This window comes from Pseudomonas sp. CDFA 610 (assembly GCF_021147865.1).
Lineage (GTDB): Bacteria > Pseudomonadota > Gammaproteobacteria > Pseudomonadales > Pseudomonadaceae > Aquipseudomonas > Aquipseudomonas alliivorans.
This window is the reverse complement of sequence record NZ_JAGTPM010000008.1, coordinates 1-21,290: the sequence shown is the minus strand read 5'-3', so window position 1 is coordinate 21,290 and position 21,290 is coordinate 1. Positions and strand designations below refer to the sequence as shown.

The following is a 21,290-nucleotide window of genomic DNA, read 5'->3' as shown; positions in this document are numbered from 1 at the left end:
CTCCTGCGATGTTGCCGGCCGCGTAGTAATAACCGGCCTGCCGTCAGGCAACAAACGACCTTTATGCGAGATATCATTCCGATTATTCATGTACACACCCTGTCAGAGAGAAGCCCATTCATGCTCAACAAACGTCATCTGCCCTCGATCGCAGCGCTGCAATGTTTTGAGGCAGTGACCCGGCATTTGAGCTTCACCCGCGCCGCCGAAGAGCTCAACCTGACCCAAAGCGCGGTGAGCAAGCAGGTGGCGCAGCTTGAGGAACTGGTCCAGCACCTGTTGTTCCAGCGTGTGCGACGCAGGCTGCAACTGACGCCGGCCGGTTCGCTGTATCTGGCAGAGGTGCGCAAGATCCTCAATCAGGTCGAGATGTCCACGCACTTCCTGCGCTCCTACGGCGGGGAAACAGAGGTGCTGCGTGTCTCCACGCCCTCCACTTTCGGTGCACGATGGCTGGTGCCGCGCCTGAAAGGCTGGCGCCTGCGTCACCCGCACATCCATCTGGACCTGCTCAACGAGCAGGAGTCTGACGATCTGATCAAAGGCCGCTGCGACGTGTCGTTCTACTTCGGCCAGGCCGCAATACCTGGCGCAGAAAGTGTGAAGCTGTTCGGTGAAGAATTGATCCCGGTCTGCTCGCCCGACAGCCTGCCCGATGCGCCCTTTACCGACCCAAGACAACTGAGCGATCTGGTTCTGCTGCAGAACGCTTTCCGCCCGCAGGCCTGGCATGAGTGGTTCGAAAGTCAGGGCTATCAGACCGATCACAGTTACCACGGCCCGCGCTTTGAAACATTTTACATGTGCATCCGCGCAGCCCAGGTCGGCTGCGGCGTCGCGCTGCTGCCGCGCTTTCTGGTGGAGGAAGAACTGGCTGAGGGCAAGCTGGTGATTGCATGGGATTTCGCAATGCCCAGCACCAACAGCGCCTATTACCTGTCCTATCCGGAGCACACCGCCGACGTGCCCAAAATACGGGTTTTCCTGCAATGGATGCTCGAACAGTTGGATCAACCGGCCAGTTAAGGGCGACAATGCCCACCCAGCAGGCCGTGAGCTTTCCGTGGCGACACGACAGGAAGTCGCGAGCCCCCCCTGTTTTCCGGCTGCTCTGGAGACCCGAAACAATGAGCGAGAGCGCCTTCTCCAATCGCATCGTGCAGAGTCTGCTCGACACCGATTTCTACAAGCTGACCATGATGCAGGCCGTCCTGCACAACTACCCCAACGTCGACGTGGAATGGGAATTTCGCTGCCGCAACGGTGAAGACCTTCGCCCCTATCTTGACGAGATACGGCATCAGATCGAGCTACTGTGCGAGCTGTCGCTGAGCCCTGAGCATTTGGCATTCATGGAACGCATCACGTTCATGAAGCCCGACTTTCTGCGCTTTCTGGGCCTGTTCCGCTTCAACACCCGCTACGTGAAGACCAGCATCGAAAACGATGAGCTGTGCATCCGCCTGCACGGCCCGTGGCTGCATGTGATCATGTTCGAAGTGCCGTTGCTGGCGATCGTCAGCGAAGTGCGCAACCGGCATCGCTATCCGAAGATCCTGCTCAGTCAGGCCCGCGAACGGCTCTACGACAAGTTCGACTGGCTGAGCACCAACGCCACACCGGATGAGCTGGCTGAACTCAAGGTTGCGGATTTCGGTACGCGTAGGCGTTTTTCGTATCGTGTCCAGGAAGAAGTACTGGGGGTTCTCAAGAATGATTTTCCGGGGCAGTTCGTGGGCACCAGCAACGTGCATCTGGCGCGTCAACTCGACCTGAAACCGCTGGGCACCATGGCTCATGAATGGATCATGGCCCACCAGCAACTGGGGCCGCGCCTGATCGACAGTCAGATTGCCGCACTCGACTGCTGGGTACGCGAATACCGCGGACTGCTGGGCATTGCGCTGACTGACTGCATCACCACCGACGCCTTTCTGACCGACTTCGATCTGTACTTCGCCAAACTGTTCGATGGCTTGCGGCACGATTCGGGCGACCCGGTGAAGTGGGCCGAAAAATGCATCCTGCATTACCAGAAGCTGGGCATCGACCCGATGAGCAAGACGCTGGTGTTCTCGGACGGCCTGAACCTGCCCAAGGCGCTGGAGATATTCCGGGCACTGCGCGGGCGCATCAATGTCAGTTTTGGTATCGGCACCAATCTGACCGCAGACATCCCCGGCATCGCGCCCATGAACATGGTTCTGAAAATGACGGCCTGCGCCGGCCAGCCCGTGGCGAAGATTTCCGACGAGCCCGGCAAGGCGCAATGCAAGGATCCGAACTTCGTCGCCTACCTGCGACATGTGTTCAAGGTGCCGGACCTGCCGCTTTCTGATAAACCTGTTTGAGTTTGACTACTTACGAGGAGTGAATCATGCACGCCGTACAGCGCCAGATTGCTGAACAGCTCAAGGTCCAGCCACCGTTCGCGGACCAGAACGCCCTGGAAGCCGAAGTCGCCCGCCGCGTCGATTTCATCAAGCAGTGCCTGCAGAACGCCCGCCTCAAGAATCTGGTGCTGGGCATCAGCGGCGGCGTCGACTCGCTGACCGCGGGCCTGCTCGCCCAGCGCGCCGTCAAGGAACTGCGTGAGAGCACGGGCGACACGAGTTATCGCTTCGTCGCCGTGCGCCTGCCTTACATGGTGCAGGCCGATGAACACGAAGCGCAGGCATCAGTGGATTTCATCGAGCCGGACGAGCGCCATACCGTCAACATTGGCCCCAGCGTTAAAGCGCTCGCGGCTGAAGTGAAAGCGTTCGAAGGCCACCCTGCCAGTGCTGTGGATTTCGTGCTGGGCAACACCAAGGCGCGCATGCGGATGGTCGCTCAGTACACCATCGCCGGCGCTTATCAGGGTCTGGTGATCGGGACTGACCACGCAGCGGAAGCGGTGATGGGTTTCTTCACCAAGTTCGGCGACGGCGCTTGCGATCTGGCACCGCTCAGCGGGCTGGTAAAAAATCAGGTACGGGCCATTGCTCGCCACTTCGGCGCACCTGAATCACTGGTAGAGAAGGTGCCGACGGCAGACCTGGAAGACCTGTCCCCCGGCAAACCTGACGAGGCCTCGCATGGCGTGACTTACGCCGAGATCGACGCCTTCCTGCACGGCCAGCCGGTACGCGAAGAGGCGTTCAAAATCATTTGCGACACCTACGCCAAGACCCAGCACAAACGAGAACTGCCTTACGCGCCTTGACAGGCATCCACGACGAGCATGCCCATCGCTGCGCGTGGGCATGCATCCCGTGACGCTCTACGCCACATTCGAGAGCTGACGCGGAGGCGTTACCACGCAGGAGCGTGGGAACGATCATGGACACGGCGATCAATTACTTCAGCGTCACACTGCCCTTCATCATCGCGATGTGGCCGGGGAAGGTGCAGAAAAACTCATAGCTTTCGGCAGGGTCGAGCTTCGAGACATCGAATGTCACCGAGTCTTTCTCTCCAGCGCCGATGATTTTGGTGTGTGCGATCACCCGTGGGTCGCCTTCCTTGATGTAGTCGTTGTCGATTCCAACACTCATGCCGTCAGTGGTAACGCCTTGCGCATCGGCCTTTTTGCTCAATACCCAGTTATGCCCCATGACGTTCTTCGGCAGGCTGCCGGAGTGCGTCAGGTTGACGGTAAAGCTCTTGCAGCTTTTGTCGATCTCGATGGCTTTTTTGTCGTACATCATCTGATCGGTGGAGTCGATGGTGGTTGAGCATTCGGCCGCCAGCAGTTGACCACTGGCCAGCGTCAACAGGGAAATCGCTACAAGCTTGCGGATCATTTGAATCTCCAGGGCAGGTACGTCAGATTTAAAAGAGACGATTGAAAACAGAGCGTCGAACGGCGGCGGGGTTCCAATGACGCCTGCAAGGCGCACGAGCTATCGGTGCCATCGAAACAATCAAACAGCCAGACACGTAGCGCCACTCTACCATCGGCACATCGCCCTCCCCATGGAAAGACTTTCATGCAGCTCAATAGCCTGTTTCGCAGTTTGCTCGCCGCCTACGCCTGTGGCGCAAGCGCTAGTTGTCCGCATGATGCGTACGACCGGGCCCGGCATAGCGTCTGACAGGGTCGATGCCGCCGAGTAATAAACGTTTGGCGGACACCGGGAATTAAGCGCGGCTCAGGCGACCGGCATGACCGTAACCCGCACTTCGGGGTCATGGGCGCCGCCGCCCAGAATGACGCCGCGCAGCGGAGAGACATCGGAAAAGTCGCGCCCCCATGCCAGGCTGATGTGCTCCAGCGCAGGCTGCACGTTGTTGGTCGGATCGAAATCGACCCAGCCCGACGCAGGACAAAACACCGACACCCAGGCATGAGAAGCGTCTGCGCCGATCAGACGCGGCTGTCCGGGTGGTGGCTGGGTCAGCAGATAGCCGCTGACATAACGCGCCGCCAGCCCACGGGAACGCAGACAGGCGAGCATCAGGTGCGCGAAGTCCTGACAGACGCCGCGTCGCCGCTCCAGCACTTCCACCAATGGCGTCGCCACCTGAGTGGCTTCGCTGTCGAAGGTGAACTCATCGAATATCTTTTCCATCAGCGCCTGCACGCCCAGCAACAAGGGCCGCGCGGGTGGAAAGCAATCCTGCGAAAACTCGACGAACGAGCGCTTCAAGTGCACGTAGGGTGATTCGAAGCGGTAGCGACAGGCTTCCAGTACGTCAGCGGTCATCGGCTTGGCGCTGTAGGTCAATGCGCTACGCGTGACTTCCCATTCCGGCGACAGGTTGAAGTCCAGATACGGCCGTTCCAGCACTTCGATCTGCAGACGTGCATTGACCTGCAATTCGTCGTGCGGACGCTCGAAGGCCAGCCGGGTCAGCGGATTGCCGAATACATCCAGCTCATCGCGGCGCGTAGTGGGCGTCGGAAAAATCTCCAGGCTCTGTTCGATGCAACGCTGCCAGGGACTGCTGCGCGGCCACAGGTGCGCCAGTTGCTGGGCCAGCGACACCGGGCTGTCGTACTTGTAATGCGTGTCGTGAAAAATCTGGTAAAGGGCGCTCATCAGACGGATACCGTGCGTTGGCTGACGTCATCGACGTGGGCAAAGTGACGCAAGGCCAGACGATCAGACGCCTGACCAGCGCTTTCGCCAATGCCTTGCAGCAGGTCGGCGAGACCATCCAGCACCGCATCGATACTGCTCTGACCGAACAGCGGGTTCTCCAGACTGCCGAGATCGAAAGCGGCAAGACGTTGGGCCAGTACGGCCAGACTGTTGTCACGCGGCGCGTCGAAGTTGTCGCTCAGGCGACGTAACGAGCGCTGTACCAGCTTGAGCTGAAACAGTACGGCGTGTGGGTTCTGGTCATCGAGCAGCAGCAGGTCCAGTACCGGAATCAGGTGCGGCACTGCCATGTAGCGCGAGCGATAGGTGATGCTGCTGTTGCCCAGTTCCAGCAGCCATTCCAGACCGGCCTGATCCGACACGGTGGTGCCACGCAGGAACGCCGCCAGGCTCATGCTGAGAAACTTCAGGCGCTCGATACGCCGCCCGATCATCAGAAAACTCCAGCCCTCATCGCGGGTCATGTCATCCAGCGCAAAGCCGGACAGCGCCGCCAGCGACATCACCAGACGGTTGAGGAAGTCCAGCAGTTCGCCAAAGTCAGGCTCTTCGGATTCCAGGCTCAGGGCCTCGCGCTGCAACTCGACCAGCGCCTGCCAGTTCTCTCTGGACAGCTTGCCGCGCACCTGTGAAGCCGCCCACTGCAGACGCTGCAGATTGGCGCGCAGGCTGAATGGCCATTCCTCGCCCAGCAAGGCGGTCAGCAGACGATGCTGCAGCGTTTCGTCTTCTTCGGCCTCAGGCAGTACGCCCAGGCTTTCGGCCAGCGTCACAGCAGCCTGCAAGGCCTGCGGATCGTCATCGTCGACATAGCGGGTGAACATGATGCGCAGCAGGCGCGCGCTGTCGTCGCAACGCTCACAGTAACGCCCGAACCAGAACAGGTTTTCCACGACCCGCGACGGCAGGTAGGGATCACGCCGGATCAGGTCATAGACGCCCAAAGCGCGCTGACCTTTCAAAGGCTCGCCAGCATGCACGCCGCTGTAGGAACGCTCGCCCAGCACCCAGGTGTCTTTGCTGGCTCCGCCCCGCTGCATCGAAACCACATCGGCATCGGCATCGGCCGCCACACGGGTCAGGCCACCCGGCAGAACACGATAACCATCGAGGCCCGCGACCGCGTATACCCGCATGCCAATGGCACGCGGCTGCAACGCTTCGCCATCGGCCTGCAAGACCGGTGCGTGAGACAACTGCGCCAATTCCTGCGCGACGTAGGCATAAGGCCGTGCCTGCATGCGTGCCGCCAGCGCCTTGCGTTGCTCCTCGTTCAGGTCGCGGCCGAATACGGGTACAAAATGCTGCGACGGAAACGCAGGCTTGATCAACAGTTCAGGGAGTTTTTCGAGTGCCTGCGCCAGCACTGGCGGCTCGCCGCACCACCAGGTCGCCACGGACGGCAGAATCAGTTCTTCGCCGAACAGGTATTCGCAGATTTTCGGCAGGAAGCCCAGTAGCCCGGGCGATTCCAGCACACCACTGCCCAAGGCATTGGCGACCAGCACATTGCCCTGACGTACGACCTCCAGCAGCCCCGGCACACCCAGTGCCGAGTCGGTACGAAGCTCCAGCGGGTCGCAGAAGTCATCGTCCAGACGACGCATGATCGCGTGCACCCGACGCAGGCCGCTGAGGGTCTTCAGAAAAACCGTGGCGTCACGCACCGTCAGGTCGCCGCCTTCGACCAGCGGATAACCCAGTTGCCGTGCCAGATACAGGTGTTCGAAATAGCTTTCGTTGAAACGCCCCGGCGTCAGCAGCACGATCAGCGGCGCTTCATTGCTGGTGGGTGCCTGACGCGCCAGCGTCTGCTGCAAGGCACCGAAGAAACCGGACAAGTGCCGCACCTGCAGATCGCGGTAGGTTTCCGGCAAGGCACGGGCAACGATCTGGCGGTTTTCAAGCGCATAACCTGCACCGGAAGGCGCCTGGGTCCGGTCAGCGGTGACCCACCAGCGGCCATCGGGTGTGCGCGCCAGGTCCACGGCGTACATGTGCAGGAACGTACCCTCGGGCGGTTTGACGCCCTGGCACGGCCACAGAAAATTGTTATGCCCGAAGACCAGTTCGGCAGGCAGCAGGCCTTGTGCGATAAGCGTCTGCGGGCCATACAGATCGGCGAGCACGGCATTGAGCAGTCGCCCGCGCTGAGCGATACCGGCTGCTACATGTGCCCACTCGTCAGCCGGAATGATGTGTGGCAGCAGATCCAGCTCCCACGGACGATCTGCGCCCTTGGGGTCGGCGTAGACGTTGTAGGTCACGCCGTTTTCCTGAATCTGCCGGGTCAGCAACGCCTGACGCTGGGTCAGCTGCGCAGGCGAACTGCGTCGCATGTGCTCGTAGAGACGCCGCCAGTGCGGACGAACCGTCCCGTCGGCATCGAGCATCTCGTGGTAGGTACCCTCGGACAGCGGGTATCGGTCAAGCAAGTCGGGCATGGAAGGCTCGGCAGGGCAGCAAAAAGGACTTCAGATGAAGCGGTCAGGTGTCACGTCCGTGCGCACCCGACTCACTTTTGACGCAGACTCAGTGCAGGCGCATATCCAGCGTCATCGGCAGTTCGTCGTTAATGTTGAGCGACGGGACCTCCAATTTGCCCGGTGTATGGCCAATGCGGAAGAAACGCGACATGCGGCGGCTTTCCGCTTCGTTGGCATTGACCGGCAGGGTTTCGTAGTTGCGCCCACCCGGATGGGCGACATGATACTCGCAGCCGCCCAGCGAGCGGTGCATCCAGGTGTCGAGCAGGTCGAATACAAGCGGTGCATGCACACCGATGGTCGGTTGCAGGCAGTTGGCTGGCTGCCAGGCGCGATAACGCACGCCCGCGACAAACTCACCCGCCTGCCCGGTCGGCTGCAGCGGCACGGGAATGCCATTGCAGGTCAGCAGGTAGCGTTGCGGCGGCAGGCCGGTGAGATGCACTTGCAGGCGTTCCAGTGACGAATCCACATAACGCACCGCACCGCCACCCGAGCCTTCCTCACCCAGCACGTGCCAGGGTTCCAGCGCCTGACGCAACTCAAGCTGAATGCCGTTGACGGCGTAGTCACCGACTTTCGGGAACCGGAATTCCAGATGCGCGGCGAACCAGTCAGCGCGCACCGGGTAACCGGCGCTATTGAGGTCAGCCACGACATCAGCGAAATCCTGCTCGATGAAGTGCGGCAGCATGAAGCGGTCATGCAATTGCGTACCCCAGCGGGCCAGTTTGGCGGGCGCATAAGGTTCACGCCAGAAGCGCGCCACGAGCGCGCGCAGCAGCAACTGCTGGGCCAGGCTCATGCGCGCATGCGGTGGCATCTCGAAGGCGCGCAGCTCCAGCAGACCCAGACGCCCGGTTGCACCGTCAGGCGAGTACAGCTTGTCGATGCAGAACTCGGCGCGGTGTGTATTGCCGGTCACGTCGATCAGCAGGTTGCGCAGCAGCCGGTCCACGACCCACGGCGCCACTTCTTCACCGGGCTCGGGCATTTGCGAGAAGGCGATTTCCATCTCGTACAACGAGTCGTTACGCGCTTCGTCGATGCGCGGCGCCTGCGAGGTCGGGCCGATGAACAGACCGGAAAACAGGTAAGACAGCGACGGATGATTGTGCCAATAGCTGATCAGGCTGCGCAGCAGGTCAGGACGGCGCAGGAACGGCGAGTCGGCAGGTGTTGCGCCCCCCATGACGAAGTGGTTGCCGCCGCCGGTACCGGTGTGGCGACCGTCGATCATGAACTTCTCGGTGGTCAGGCGCGTCAGGCGCGCTTGCTCGTAGAGAAACTCGGTGCGCTCAACAAGCTGATCCCAACTGGCGGACGGCTGCACGTTCACCTCGATGACGCCCGGATCAGGCGTGATGCGAAAGTTACACAGACGCGGGTCGCTCGGCGGCTCGTAGCCTTCCAGCAACACCGGACATTTCAATTCTTCAGCCGTCGCTTCGATCACCGCGACCAGCTCGAGGTATTCCTCAAGCTTCTGCAAAGGTGGCATGAACAAGTACAGGCGCCCTTCACGCGCTTCGGCACACAAAGCCGTGCGGGTCAGCCAGTCGGCAGACTCGTCAAGCCTGGGCGCACGCTCGGCATCGGTGTCGGAGGACTTGAGCTGCGCGATCAGCGACTCACTGTCTTCCAGTTCCGGAAAGGCCTGGTTGTGGTCGGTCGGATGAATGAACGGATATTCGGCCGCCTTGACCCACGGCTGCGAAGCGAGCGGCAGACGATAGCCCAGCGCCGAGTCGCCCGGTACCAGACGGCAATGATCATCACGCAGGTACCAGCGCCCGCTCTGCCAACTGTCGCCATCAGCCGTGCGCGCCAGCGGCAGCACCTGACCGATGACCTTATCCAGGCCCTGAGCGAACACCTTACGCAGGCGGGCACGCTCCATCTCGTCGCCGAGCCTTGAGTCCTCGGCGGTGACGTTCACCGGCAGAGCACCTTCGCGCCACAGGTAGTAGTAATTGTCTTCATAAGCCGGGAACACGAAGCGGGTCGGCAACTTCAGGCGCTCGGCCACGCTGGCCAGAAAACGCCCGGCCAGTTCGCCGGTGACGCCATAGTCTTCAGTCTCGCTGGCGATCAACGCGTCGTTGTGCCATACCGGCTGACCGTCCTTGCGCCAGAAGCAATTCAGCGACCAGCGCGGCAACTGCTCGCCCGGATACCATTTGCCCTGTCCGAAATGCACGATGCCCAGCGGCGCGTAATGGGCGCGCATGCGCTGAAACAGCTCGGCTGACAGCTCACGCTTTTTCGGGCCAAGCGCGGCAGTGTTCCATTCCGCGCCGTCACGATCATCAATGGAAACGAAAGTTGGCTCGCCACCCATGGTCAGGCGTACATCTTCGCGCTGCAGGTCAGCGTCGATCTGATGACCGAGAGCCTGAATGTCCTGCCATTGCTCTTCCGTGTACGGCTTGGTGACGCGTGGCGCCTCCCAGATCCGTTCCACCGACATCTCATGGCTGAATTGCGTTTCGCAGGGTTCTACCAGCCCGCTGATCGGCGCGGCAGACGAAGGCTCCGGGCTGCACGCCAGCGGAATATGCCCTTCACCTGCGAACAGACCGGAGGTGGCGTCCAGACCGACCCAGCCTGCGCCCGGCAGATAAACCTCGCACCAGGCGTGCAGGTCAGTGAAGTCCACGTCGGTGCCGGACGGACCGTCCAGTGCCGCAACATCGGCCTTGAGTTGAATCAGGTAGCCCGACACAAAGCGCGCCGCCATGCCGAGGTGGCGCAGCAACTGCACCAGCAACCATGCCGAGTCGCGGCAGGAACCGGAGGCATGTTCCAGCGTGTACTCAGGGGTTTGTACGCCCGGCTCCATGCGGATCAGGTACGCGACGTCCTGACTCAGGCGTTGATTGAGCCCGACCAGAAAGTCGATGGCCGGTATCGGTTCGCGGCTGATGCTGTCCAGGTAGGCCTGAAATTTAGGCGTCAGCGGCAGCTTTTCCAGATAAGGCGCCAGCTCACGCTGCTCTTCGCTGGCGTACAGGAACGGGATGTTTTCGGCGTAGGGCTCGAGAAAGAAGTCGAACGGATTGAACACCGCCATTTCGGCGACAAGATCGACCTCGACACGAAACTCGTCGGTTTTCTCGGGAAAGACCAGACGTGCCAGGTAGTTGCCCTGCGGATCCTGCTGCCAGTTGATGAAGTGGTTTTCAGGCTGCACTTTCAGCGAGTAAGACAGCACACGCGTGCGGCTATGGGCCGCCGGGCGCAGGCGAACAATCTGCGGACCCAGTTCGACGGCGCGTTCGTAGCGGTAATGCGTGACGTGGTGCAAGGCAATATGAATCGACACGGCGTGCCTCCTGCGAGCCTGAACGGTAAATGATCCGCGCAAGACTTATGCCATCCGGCCAAAGTCCTGCGCCTGCGACGCTGGCACTCTGCGCCTGAACGGACAAGGCACCAAAATCGCGCCAGCCGACGTCGAGCGTGCAAGGGTCGCACGATAATGTGGCAGACAGTGTGGCAGAGGGATGAGGCGGGAGGTGAAGTATCTGAGTGAAGCGAGGGAGGTGCTTGATCCGAGTGATCAGTGCCAGTGGGAGGTATGCATTCAGTCAGACACTTTCGTTTTGGCCCGGCTTTGCGCGTCTGTCGGAGTATCACGGCGTGGGAACGATCAGCCTGAGGTGATCGCTCCCGCGCTTCGCGTCCGCTTGCAGTGACCTAGCGTGGCACCACAGGCTTGCGGGCTGGCTTGCCGCCTTTGCCCTTCCCGCCCTTGGCGGCTTCCATACGCTCCTTGGCAGCCTGCTTGTTGCGGGCCATGGCGGCGGCCTTGGCTTCTTCGCGCTTGTCCCATGGCTTGCTGCCGTCGCTGCCGCGTGGCGGCAGGCCGGTGTGCTGGGTCTGGATCAGCGTGGTCTTGGCCGCCTTGGCCACCTTGTGGCTGCCAGCAGGTGTCGAGTTCTTGCGACGCGCACTCTGGTAGCTGTCGGTTGCAGGCTGGTGCAACGGAATAAGTTGATCCTTGCCCGAGCCGATCAGGTCGGAGCGCCCCATGCGTTCCAGTGCTTCACGCAGCATCGGCCAGCCTTTCGGGTCGTGGTAGCGCAGGAATGCCTTGTGCAGACGACGCTGCGCCTCGCTCTTGACGATGGTGACGGCGTCGCTCTTGTACGTGACCTTGCGCAGCGGGTTCTTGCCCGAGTGGTACATGGCCGTGGCCGTGGCCATTGGCGACGGGTAGAACGCCTGCACCTGATCGGCACGGAAGCCGTTGCCCTTGAGCCACAGTGCCAGATTCATCATGTCTTCATCGGTGGTGCCCGGGTGAGCCGCGATGAAGTAAGGAATCAGGTACTGCTCCTTGCCTGCTTCCTTGGTGTACTTCTCGAACATGCGCTTGAACTTGTCGTAGCTGCCGATACCCGGTTTCATCATCTGATTGAGCGGACCTTCCTCGGTGTGTTCCGGGGCGATCTTCAGGTAACCACCGACGTGGTGCGTCACCAGCTCCTTGACGTACTCCGGCGACTCGACAGCCAGGTCGTAACGCAGACCCGACGCGATCAGGATCTTCTTCACACCCGGCAAGGCGCGAGCACTGCGATACAGCTGGATCAGCGACGAATGGTCGGTGTTCAGGTTCGGGCAAATGCCAGGGAACACGCAGGAAGGCTTGCGGCACGCAGATTCGATTTCCGGGCTCTTGCAGGCGATGCGGTACATGTTCGCGGTCGGCCCGCCGAGGTCGGAAATGACGCCGGTGAAGCCAGGCACCTTGTCGCGGATCTCTTCGATTTCGCGAATGATCGATTCTTCGGAGCGGTTCTGAATGATGCGACCTTCGTGCTCGGTAATGGAGCAGAAGGTGCAGCCGCCGAAGCAGCCACGCATGATGTTCACCGAGAAACGGATCATGTCGTAGGCCGGAATCTTTTCCTTGCCGTACGAAGGGTGCGGAACTCGCGCGTAAGGCATGCCGAACACGTAGTCCATCTCTTCGGTGGTCATCGGAATGGGCGGCGGGTTGAACCATACGTCCACATCGCCATGCTTCTGCACCAGCGCACGGGCGTTGCCCGGGTTGGTTTCCAGGTGCAGCACGCGGTTGGCGTGGGCATACAGAACGGCGTCGTTACGCACCTTCTCCACCGACGGCAGACGGATGACGGTCTTGTCACGGGTCATGCGCGGGCTGGCGAGAATCTGCACAACCTTGGGTTCATTCGGGTCTTCAACCGGGCCTTTTTCCTGCTCGATTGCGCAAGCTTCGGTGTCTTGCGTGTTGACGTACGGGTTGATGATCTTGTCGATCTTGCCCGGACGGTCGATGCGCGTGGAGTCGACTTCGTACCAGCCTTGCGGCGTGTCACGACGAATGAACGCGGTGCCGCGCACATCCGTGATGTCTTCAACCTTCTGGCCATAGGACAGGCGCTGGGCGACTTCGACAATCGCACGCTCGGCGTTGCCGTACAGCAGGATGTCGGCGCAGGCGTCGATCAGGATCGAGTTGCGAACCTTGTCCTGCCAGTAGTCATAGTGCGCAATGCGGCGCAGCGAGGCCTCGATGCCGCCAAGGACGATCGGCACGTGCTTGTAGGCTTCCTTGCAGCGCTGGCTGTAAACCAGACTCGCACGGTCCGGACGCTTGCCCGCCATACCACCGGGGGTGTAAGCGTCATCGGAGCGGATTTTCTTGTCGGCGGTGTAACGATTGATCATCGAGTCCATGTTGCCGGCAGCGACACCGAAGAACAGGTTCGGCTCGCCGAGCTTCATGAAGTCATCTTTGGACTGCCAGTTGGGCTGGGCAATGATGCCCACACGAAAGCCCTGAGACTCGAGCAGACGGCCGATGATCGCCATGCCGAACGACGGGTGATCCACGTACGCATCACCGGTCACGATGATGATGTCGCAGGAATCCCAGCCAAGCAGATCCATCTCTTCCCGACTCATGGGCAGGAAAGGTGCTGGTCCGAAACACTCGGCCCAGTACTTGGGATAGTCAAATAACGGCTTGGCTGATTGCATGTTCAGGACCTACGTTTGCACGTTGGAAAAATCGCGGGCGCGGAATATAGCACATTTTTTGATCAAGTCCGACGGCAATGGTCGGAATTGAGTGGATGACTTCAGCGCAAGCCTCTTCGCGAGCAAGCTCTCACCGGGATCAGTTGTCACCTGATATCAATCATCATCGAAGTTGTAACTGCCCGGTGCCAGGTTCTCGAAGCGGGTGTATTTGCCGATGAACGCCAGGCGCGTGGTACCGATAGGGCCGTTACGCTGCTTGCCGATGATGATCTCGGCAATACCCTTGTGCTCGGTCTCCGGGTGATACACCTCGTCGCGGTACACGAACATGATGACGTCGGCGTCCTGCTCGATCGCTCCGGATTCCCGAAGGTCGGAGTTGATCGGGCGCTTGTTCGGACGTTGTTCCAGGGAGCGGTTGAGCTGCGACAGGGCGATGACCGGACAGTTGAATTCCTTGGCCAGCGCCTTCAACGAGCGGGAAATCTCGGAAATTTCGTTGGTCCGGTTATCACCGCTCGATCCCGGGATCTGCATCAACTGCAGGTAGTCGATCATTATCATGGCGACATCGCCATGCTCACGCACCACACGCCGGGTACGGGCGCGCATTTCCGAAGGACTGATGCCCGCCGTGTCGTCGATGAACAGCTTACGGTCATTGAGCAGGTTCACGGCCGACGTCAGACGCGGCCAGTCATCGTCATCCAGTTGACCGGCACGCACCTTGGTCTGGTCGATACGGCCCAGCGATGACAGCATACGCATGATCAGCGATTCGCCTGGCATCTCGAGGGAGTAGACCAGTACGACCTTGTCACTGCGCAACACGGCGTTTTCAACGAGGTTCATTGCAAAGGTGGTCTTACCCATCGACGGACGACCGGCGACGATGATCAGGTCGGCCGGTTGCAAGCCGCTGGTCTTTTCATCCAGATCGGTATAACCGGTGGACAGGCCGGTAATCGCGTTATCACTGTTGAACAGCGTATCGATACGGTCGATGGCCTTGGTCAGCAGGTCATTGACGCTGACCGGACCGCCGGTCTTGGGCCGCGCTTCGGCAATCTGGAAGATCTGCCGTTCGGCCTCGTCAAGAATCTCTTCGGCGGTACGGCCTTCGGGATTGAATGCGCTGTCGGCAATTTCGGTGCTGATGCCGATCAATTGACGCAAGGTCGCCCGTGCACGAACGATTTGCGCATAAGCCTTGATGTTGGCAACCGATGGCGTGTTCTTCGCCAGCTCACTGAGATAGCCAAGGCCGCCGACCTGCGAGGTCTGCCCTTCCTTGTCCAGTTGCTCGGCCAGCGTCACCACGTCGATCGGGCTGTTCTGGTCGGCCAGGCGTGCAATGGCCCGGAAGATCAGGCGGTGGTCATGTCGATAGAAATCGCCATCCGAAACTTGATCAAGCACCCGCTCCCAGGCGTTGTTATCCAGCATCAGACCACCGAGCACAGCCTGTTCGGCCTCGATGGAATGTGGCGGCACCTTGAGGGCAGCGGTTTGCAGATCGTATTGCTCAGGGCTGGAGATTTCGTTCATGGCCACTTGAATTCGAGGTTTACAGAATAGGGATGCCACAAAGACAAAGGGCACGACCTGTGAACAGGATCGTGCCCGATGTTAATCCTCTGACGGCAATGCCGCCAGACGATTACGTACCGCTTAAGCAGCCACTACGACAACGCGTACGGTCGCTTCTACGTCGCTGTGCAGGTGCACGGCTACGTCGAATTCGCCAACGTTGCGGATAGTGCCGTTCGGCAGACGAACTTCGCTTTTTGCAACTTCAACGCCAGAGGCGGTCAGTGCATCAGCGATGTCGTGGGTGCCGATCGAACCGAACAGCTTGCCTTCGTCGCCAGCGGTGGCAGTGATGGTCACTTCCAGCTCAGCCAGTTGGGCAGCGCGAGTTTCGGCAGATGCTTTCTTGTCTGCGGCCAGTTTTTCCAGCTCGGCACGACGCTCTTCAAACGCAGCCAGGTTGGCAGCGGTTGCAGCGGTGGCTTTGCCGTAAGGCAGCAGGTAGTTACGACCGTAACCGGCCTTAACATTTACTTTGTCGCCCAGGTTGCCCAGGTTGGCGACTTTTTCCAGAAGGATCAGTTGCATGTGGAAATCCTCTTAACTTTTAACCTTCACCGTTCGCAGGACCATTGCCGGAATCTTTCGATACCCGGCGACCGCGAAAATCAATCAGGCTGTCGACAATGGCAATTACCACGAGCAACGGATAGATCAGCTGCATGAATACCAGCAGCGTTATGTACATCCCCACCAGCCAGAACCTGGACAGGCGCTTTTCAGCGACCAGCCCGTGTATCAATGCCAGTCCTGCAAATACCAGCGGTACGCTGCAGAGCGGTGTAAGCATTGCCATCTGCGGACCAAAATTCGGCCCCACCAGCATGCACACCAACAGCACCAACGACGGCACCAGCGGGAGTCTCACGGCGCGAAATTCACGCCCGAAACCACCAGGGTTGTACAACAACGCTTGCCAGTAGCGCCCAAGAATCAGGCTCAGCACACTGACGATTTGCAGCAAGGCCGCTATCAGGCCAATCAGGACGGGGGCAATCAGTGATCCCAGACGCGCGCGTTCTTCTACGTTCATTTGCTCGTAGAGCCCAGAGAGCATCGCCGGCAGGTGTTTCTGCAACTCCTGCGACATCGCTTCAATGGGTTCGCCAAAAACCGCACCCAGTACCACTGCGTACACCACACCCAACGCTACGCTGACCAGCAGCACGCGGACCCAGGACTCGCTGGCACGCAACACCATTGCCAAGCTCAGCGAACCAGCCAGCACCATGGCTACACGTGGTTCGCCGAAATACCACCAGACCAAAGCCGGCAGCAGAGCCCAGGACAGGACACCAACGGCATCACTGAACCCGCGCCGCAGAAGCACAAGGCAACCTGCGGCAGCACTCAACCAGAAAAACAGCGGCAATGCCGCACATCCAGCCACTACGAGAGTGGCCTGCATACGGCCGCGCATGATGAATTCAGCCAGGGCACGCATGCTTTCTATCCCTTGTTACGTTTTGTCGACTACCTGGTCTCAGCGGCCGTGGCTGTCGGTGTAGGCCAGCAGGGCCAGGAAGCGGGCGCGCTTGATAGCGGTGGCCAGCTGACGCTGATAACGTGCTTTGGTACCAGTGATACGGCTTGGAACGATTTTGCCGGTCTCGGATACGTAGGCTTTCAGAGTGTTGAGATCTTTGTAATCGATCTCTTTGACGTCTTCAGCGGTGAAGCGGCAGAATTTACGACGACGGAAGAAACGTGCCATGTAATTGGCTCCTCAAAAGGTCCGTGGATTACTCGTCAGCGTTATCGCTAACGTCGCTGTTGTCGCCGTCATCGCCATCGGCGCTGTCGGAGTGCTCAGGACGGTCACGACGCTCACGGCGCTCACTGCGGTTTTCTTCAGCCTTGAGCATCTCGGACTGGCCAGTTACGGCTTCGTCGCGACGGATGACCAGGTTACGGATCACAGCATCGTTGTAACGGAAGTTGTCTTCCAGCTCGGCCAGAGCCTTGCCAGAGCACTCAACGTTCAGCATCACGTAGTGAGCCTTGTGAACATTGTTGATTGCGTAAGCCAGTTGACGACGGCCCCAATCTTCCAGACGGTGGATTTTGCCGCCGTCTTCTTCGATCAGCTTGGTGTAACGCTCTACCATGCCGCCGACTTGCTCGCTTTGATCCGGGTGGACCAAAAAGATAATTTCGTAATGACGCATGAATGCTCCTTACGGGTTGTAGCCTGCCGCCGAAAGCGGTCAGACAAGGAGTGAATGACACTGTTGGTCTTGCTCAGGAACAGGCACATGCGCGCCTGCCATGACAGCAAGGGGCGCAATTGTAGAGAAGGGTCGTGAGGGGCGCAAGGCAATTGGTGATTATTTGAGCAGACACACCAACACTGAAGAATGATCGCCCCACGCGAGGCGCGGGACGATTGAACGCTGACGATCAGCCTTTCTTGCCAGTCGCCTTCGCACTGCGCTGGCGCAGCGCTTCGAACAGGCAGACGCCGGTAGCAACCGAGACGTTGAGACTGCTGACGCTACCGGCCATGGGCAGGCGCACCAGATAATCGCAATGCTCGCGGGTCAGGCGACGCATGCCCTTGCCTTCGGCACCCATGATGATGATCGTCGGGCCGGTCAGGTCCTGCTGATACAACTCCTGCTCAGCCTCCCCCGCCGTACCTACAACCCACAGGCCGCGCTGCTGCAGTTTTTCCAGCGTACGCGCCAGATTGGTCACAGCCACCAGCGGGATCACTTCTGCCGCGCCACAGGCCACCTTTCGTACAGCCGGCGTCAGCGTTGCAGACTTGTCCTTGGGAACGATAACCGCAAGCGCACCTGCTGCATCGGCGGTACGCAGACAGGCACCGAGGTTGTGCGGATCGGTCACGCCGTCGAGTACGAGCAACAAAGGCGGGCCTTCGGTGCGGTCCAGCAGCTCATCGAGCATCGCCTCGCCCCAGACCTGGCTCGGGCTGACATCAGCAACAACCCCCTGATGCACGCCTTCAACCCAGACATCCATTTCGCGGCGCTCGGCCTGGCCAATGGTGACGCGATTCTGACCTGCCAGCTCGACCAGCACCTGAACGCGAGGATCACTGCGACTCTCCGCGAGCCAGATGTGTTTGACCCGCTTCGGGTGATGACGAAGCAACGCTTCCACGGCATGCACACCGTAGATTTTTTCCAGCTGACTCATGACTTGGCCTTGGGTTTACGAACGCTACCGCTTTTGGACGATGACGCGGAGCCCGTTTTCGACGAGCCACCTTTACGATGTTTACTGGTTTTGCCTGAAGCCGGCGCGGAGCCCGACGCAGGCCTTTCAGACTTTCCCGACGACGCCTTGCTACCACCCTTCGCTTCAGCCAGAAGGGCTTTTTTCATTTCACGGCTCTTGCGCACTTCTGCGTTTTTCGCCGCTGCATCGCTCGGGCGATAAGCCTCGACCGGTGCCTCTTTGGTAGCCGCTGTACGACGTCCGGACTTGGCGGGAGCCTTTTCCTTTTCGGCAGCAGCAGGCGTTGCGGCTTCCTGACCTCGGCGCTTGCGGCCCGGCGAAGAAGTGGTCGCGGCAGACTTCTCGGATATTTCGAAGTCGATCTTGCGTTCATCCAGATCGACGCGCATGACCTTCACTTCAACCGTGTCGCCCAGGCGGAAATTACGCCCGGTGCGTTCGCCGGCAAGGCGGTGATGCAGCGGATCGAAGTGGTAGTAGTCGCCCGGCAGTGCGGTGACATGCACCAGACCTTCGACATAGATATCGGTCAGCTCGACGAACAGGCCAAAACCGGTAACGGCAGTGATAACGCCCGGGAACGACTCGCCTACGCGGTCCTTCATGTACTCGCACTTGAGCCAGTTCACCACGTCGCGGGTGGCTTCATCGGCACGGCGCTCGCTCATCGAGCACTGCTCGCCCATTTGCTCCAGCAACGCCTCATCGTAAGGATAGATGCGCGCTTTCGGAATGGTTGCAGCACCGGCACGACGCACGTGCGGCGTATCCTGCTTGGAGCGGATCACGCTGCGGATCGCACGGTGAGTCAACAGGTCCGGATAACGACGGATCGGCGAGGTGAAGTGCGTATACGCTTCGTAGTTCAGACCGAAGTGGCCGTTGTTGTCCGAGCTATACACAGCCTGACTCAACGAACGCAGCATCACGGTCTGGATCAGGTGGTAGTCCGGACGATCACGAACGGTTTCAAGCAGCGCTTGATAGTCCTTCGGCGTTGGACCGTCCTTGCCTTTGTGCAACGACAGCCCCAGCTCACCCAGAAAAGCACGGAGCTTTTCCAGACGCTCTGGCGGAGGGCCATCGTGCACGCGGTACAGCGCAGGAATTTCGTGCTTCTTCAGGAATTCAGCCGTGGCAACGTTGGCTGCCAGCATGCACTCCTCGATCAGCTTGTGAGCATCGTTGCGCGTGGTCGGGCGGATCTCGGCAATCTTGCGCTCGGAACCGAAGATGATCCGGGTTTCCTGCGTTTCGAAGTCGATGGCGCCACGCACATGACGCGCACCCAGCAGCACTTTGTACAGCGCATAAAGCTGCTTGAGATGCGGAACCACATCGCCGTATTCGCCGCGCAGGCTCTTGGCCTCCGCCGTTTTCGGCTGCTCGAGGATCGTGCTGACCTTGTTGTAGGTCAGGCGCGCATGGGAATGGATGACGGCTTCGTAGAACACGTAATCCGTCATCTCGCCGGTCTTGGAGATGGTCATCTCGCAGACCATGGCCAGACGATCGACATGCGGGTTCAGCGAGCACAGGCCGTTGGACAACTGCTCAGGCAGCATCGGCACAACACGCTCGGGGAAGTACACCGAGTTGCCGCGCACCTGGGATTCGGCGTCCAGCGCCGAGCCGATCTTCACGTAGCTCGATACGTCGGCAATCGCCACGTAGAGCTTCCAGCCGCCGGAGAACAGGCGCAGCTTGCCAGGTTTCGCTTCGCAATAGACCGCATCGTCGAAGTCGCGCGCGTCTTCACCGTCGATGGTCACGAACGGCAGATGACGCAGGTCGACGCGGTGTTCCTTGTCCTTGTCTTCGACTTCCGGCTTGAGTTTTGCCGCTTCCTTGAGCACGGCTTCAGGCCATACGTGAGGAATGTCATAGGTGCGCAGCGCGACATCGATTTCCATGCCCGGCGCCATATAGTTGCCGACCACTTCAACCACATCGCCTTGCGGCTGGAAGCGCGGCGTTGGCCAGTGGGTGATTTTCACCTCGACGAACTGACCGATCTTCGCGCCGTTGTTGCGGCCCGGCGTCACCAGCACTTCCTGCTGGATTTTCGGATTGTCCGGAATCACGAAACCGATGCCGCTTTCTTCGAAGTAACGACCCACGATGGATTCGTGACCGCGGGAAATGACCTCGACGATCACGCCCTCACGACGCCCGCGGCGGTCCAGACCGGAAACGCGTGCCAGCGCACGGTCGCCGTCGAACACCAGACGCATCTGCGCCGGGCTCATGAACAGGTCATCGGAACCATCATCCGGGACCAGGAAGCCGAAACCGTCGCGATGGCCGGAGATGCGGCCGAGGATCAAGTCGAGCTTGTCCACTGGCGCATAGGTGCCACGACGTGTGTAGATCAGTTGCGCGTCGCGCTCCATCGCACGAAGGCGACGGCGCAGAGCCTCGAATTGATCCTCAGTGACCAGGCCGAACTCTTCGACCAGTTGCTCACGACTCGCTGGCGAGCCGCGCTCGGCAAGGTGCTGAAGGATCAGCTCACGGCTGGGAATAGGGTTTTCGTATTTTTCCGCTTCACGAGCGGCCTCGGGATCGAGGGACTGCCAATCGGCCATTAGATAGTTTTCACCTTGTATATATAGGGGTTAGTTTGGCATAGACCTTATGAAACGGGAAATTTCACGCTAAATCAGCTCACTGAAAACGCTTGAAACTGCCCTGAAAGACCCGATTCACGCCGCTGGCGAAATTTTTGGAGTTTTTTTCGTCGATGGGCTTTACAGCCCAAAAGACGCTCCGTATAGTGCGCGCCATCGACAGGTCAAGGCCTCAAGATGCTGCCCAGATGGTGAAATTGGTAGACACGCCAGCTTCAGGTGCTGGTGACCGCAAGGTCGTGGAAGTTCGAGTCTTCTTCTGGGCACCAATTCAA

15 protein-coding genes and 1 tRNA gene are annotated in these 21,290 nt (G+C 59.9%); 4 read left to right on the top strand and 12 right to left on the bottom strand.

From position 1 onward, the window contains the following. The first annotated feature begins 120 nt into the window (after positions 1–120). The 3 genes from KDX39_RS15845 (at position 121) to nadE (ending at position 3,205) form a co-directional block, all read left to right on the top strand. The gene (locus tag KDX39_RS15845; protein WP_231661005.1) at positions 121–1,026 is read left to right on the top strand and encodes a LysR substrate-binding domain-containing protein; all 906 of its coding nucleotides are present in this window, start codon (positions 121–123) and stop codon (positions 1,024–1,026) included. A 101-nt stretch (positions 1,027–1,127) separates the two neighbouring features. After that, positions 1,128–2,351, top strand: a complete 1,224-nt coding sequence (gene pncB / locus KDX39_RS15840) for a nicotinate phosphoribosyltransferase (RefSeq protein ID WP_099229528.1) — start codon at positions 1,128–1,130, stop codon at positions 2,349–2,351. A 26-nt stretch (positions 2,352–2,377) separates the two neighbouring features. Beyond that, positions 2,378–3,205, top strand: a complete 828-nt coding sequence (gene nadE, locus KDX39_RS15835; protein WP_210070659.1) for an ammonia-dependent NAD(+) synthetase — start codon at positions 2,378–2,380, stop codon at positions 3,203–3,205. Between the two features lie 133 nt (positions 3,206–3,338). Here the strand turns inward: nadE and azu are convergent, their stop codons facing one another. From azu to rnr, 12 genes are all read right to left on the bottom strand, one after another. Next, positions 3,339–3,785 carry an azurin gene (azu, locus tag KDX39_RS15830; RefSeq protein WP_099229526.1) on the bottom strand — a complete coding sequence of 149 codons (447 nt, stop codon included), beginning with the start codon at positions 3,783–3,785 and terminating at the stop codon, positions 3,339–3,341. 348 nt (positions 3,786–4,133) lie between these two features. Continuing rightward, complete coding sequence (locus KDX39_RS15825; protein ID WP_099229525.1) at positions 4,134–5,024, bottom strand: transglutaminase family protein; 891 nt, start codon at positions 5,022–5,024, stop codon at positions 4,134–4,136. Beyond that, on the bottom strand, positions 5,024–7,531 hold the full coding sequence (locus KDX39_RS15820) for a circularly permuted type 2 ATP-grasp protein (RefSeq protein WP_231661004.1): 2,508 nt from the start codon (positions 7,529–7,531) through the stop codon (positions 5,024–5,026). Before KDX39_RS15820 ends, KDX39_RS15825 begins: the two co-directional genes overlap by 1 nt. An 88-nt stretch (positions 7,532–7,619) precedes the next feature. Then, entirely contained in the window at positions 7,620–10,898 is a 3,279-nt protein-coding gene (locus KDX39_RS15815; RefSeq protein ID WP_231661003.1) for a transglutaminase family protein, read from the bottom strand. A 374-nt stretch (positions 10,899–11,272) separates the two neighbouring features. Beyond that, positions 11,273–13,588, bottom strand: a complete 2,316-nt coding sequence (locus KDX39_RS15810) for a YgiQ family radical SAM protein (RefSeq protein WP_231661002.1) — start codon at positions 13,586–13,588, stop codon at positions 11,273–11,275. Positions 13,589–13,744: 156 nt separating this feature from the next. Further along, positions 13,745–15,139 (bottom strand): replicative DNA helicase, encoded by a 1,395-nt coding sequence (gene dnaB, locus KDX39_RS15805; RefSeq protein ID WP_024685845.1) that lies wholly within the window; start codon positions 15,137–15,139, stop codon positions 13,745–13,747. A 123-nt stretch (positions 15,140–15,262) separates the two neighbouring features. Continuing rightward, positions 15,263–15,709: a 50S ribosomal protein L9 gene (gene rplI / locus KDX39_RS15800; protein ID WP_004883587.1), complete on the bottom strand. Its 447-nt coding sequence runs from the start codon at positions 15,707–15,709 to the stop codon at positions 15,263–15,265. 19 nt (positions 15,710–15,728) lie between these two features. Beyond that, a complete protein-coding gene (locus tag KDX39_RS15795; protein WP_184321777.1) occupies positions 15,729–16,625 on the bottom strand; it encodes a hypothetical protein in 897 nt (298 codons plus the stop codon). A 39-nt stretch (positions 16,626–16,664) separates the two neighbouring features. Next, positions 16,665–16,895, bottom strand: a complete 231-nt coding sequence (gene rpsR / locus KDX39_RS15790; RefSeq protein ID WP_002551829.1) for a 30S ribosomal protein S18 — start codon at positions 16,893–16,895, stop codon at positions 16,665–16,667. A 28-nt stretch (positions 16,896–16,923) separates the two neighbouring features. Beyond that, positions 16,924–17,349, bottom strand: coding sequence for a 30S ribosomal protein S6 (rpsF, locus tag KDX39_RS15785; protein ID WP_004883583.1), 426 nt, complete (start codon positions 17,347–17,349; stop codon positions 16,924–16,926). Between the two features lie 232 nt (positions 17,350–17,581). Next, the gene (gene rlmB / locus KDX39_RS15780) at positions 17,582–18,343 is read right to left on the bottom strand and encodes a 23S rRNA (guanosine(2251)-2'-O)-methyltransferase RlmB (protein WP_231661001.1); all 762 of its coding nucleotides are present in this window, start codon (positions 18,341–18,343) and stop codon (positions 17,582–17,584) included. Beyond that, a complete protein-coding gene (gene rnr / locus KDX39_RS15775) occupies positions 18,340–20,973 on the bottom strand; it encodes a ribonuclease R (RefSeq protein ID WP_210042823.1) in 2,634 nt (877 codons plus the stop codon). The genes rlmB and rnr overlap by 4 nt, the downstream gene beginning before the upstream one ends. A 224-nt stretch (positions 20,974–21,197) precedes the next feature. On the opposite strand from rnr, the gene KDX39_RS15770 reads away from it, so the two are divergent. After that, positions 21,198–21,284: transfer RNA gene (locus KDX39_RS15770), tRNA-Leu, on the top strand. Positions 21,285–21,290 lie beyond the last annotated feature (6 nt).

Excerpts from the sequence above, each read along its gene's own strand:
- KDX39_RS15820 (WP_231661004.1), bottom strand. The coding sequence starts at position 7,531 with ATGCCCGACTTGCTTGACCGATACCCGCTGTCCGAGGGTACCTACCAC.
- KDX39_RS15810 (WP_231661002.1), bottom strand. The coding sequence starts at position 13,588 with ATGCAATCAGCCAAGCCGTTATTTGACTATCCCAAGTACTGGGCCGAG.
- rplI (WP_004883587.1), bottom strand. The coding sequence starts at position 15,709 with ATGCAACTGATCCTTCTGGAAAAAGTCGCCAACCTGGGCAACCTGGGC.
- rpsF (WP_004883583.1), bottom strand. The coding sequence starts at position 17,349 with ATGCGTCATTACGAAATTATCTTTTTGGTCCACCCGGATCAAAGCGAG.
- azu (WP_099229526.1), bottom strand. The coding sequence starts at position 3,785 with ATGATCCGCAAGCTTGTAGCGATTTCCCTGTTGACGCTGGCCAGTGGT.
- KDX39_RS15845 (WP_231661005.1), top strand. The coding sequence starts at position 121 with ATGCTCAACAAACGTCATCTGCCCTCGATCGCAGCGCTGCAATGTTTT.
- nadE (WP_210070659.1), top strand. The coding sequence starts at position 2,378 with ATGCACGCCGTACAGCGCCAGATTGCTGAACAGCTCAAGGTCCAGCCA.
- rnr (WP_210042823.1), bottom strand. The coding sequence starts at position 20,973 with ATGGCCGATTGGCAGTCCCTCGATCCCGAGGCCGCTCGTGAAGCGGAA.
- pncB (WP_099229528.1), top strand. The coding sequence starts at position 1,128 with ATGAGCGAGAGCGCCTTCTCCAATCGCATCGTGCAGAGTCTGCTCGAC.
- KDX39_RS15825 (WP_099229525.1), bottom strand. The coding sequence starts at position 5,024 with ATGAGCGCCCTTTACCAGATTTTTCACGACACGCATTACAAGTACGAC.
- KDX39_RS15795 (WP_184321777.1), bottom strand. The coding sequence starts at position 16,625 with ATGCGTGCCCTGGCTGAATTCATCATGCGCGGCCGTATGCAGGCCACT.
- dnaB (WP_024685845.1), bottom strand. The coding sequence starts at position 15,139 with ATGAACGAAATCTCCAGCCCTGAGCAATACGATCTGCAAACCGCTGCC.
- rpsR (WP_002551829.1), bottom strand. The coding sequence starts at position 16,895 with ATGGCACGTTTCTTCCGTCGTCGTAAATTCTGCCGCTTCACCGCTGAA.
- rlmB (WP_231661001.1), bottom strand. The coding sequence starts at position 18,343 with ATGAGTCAGCTGGAAAAAATCTACGGTGTGCATGCCGTGGAAGCGTTG.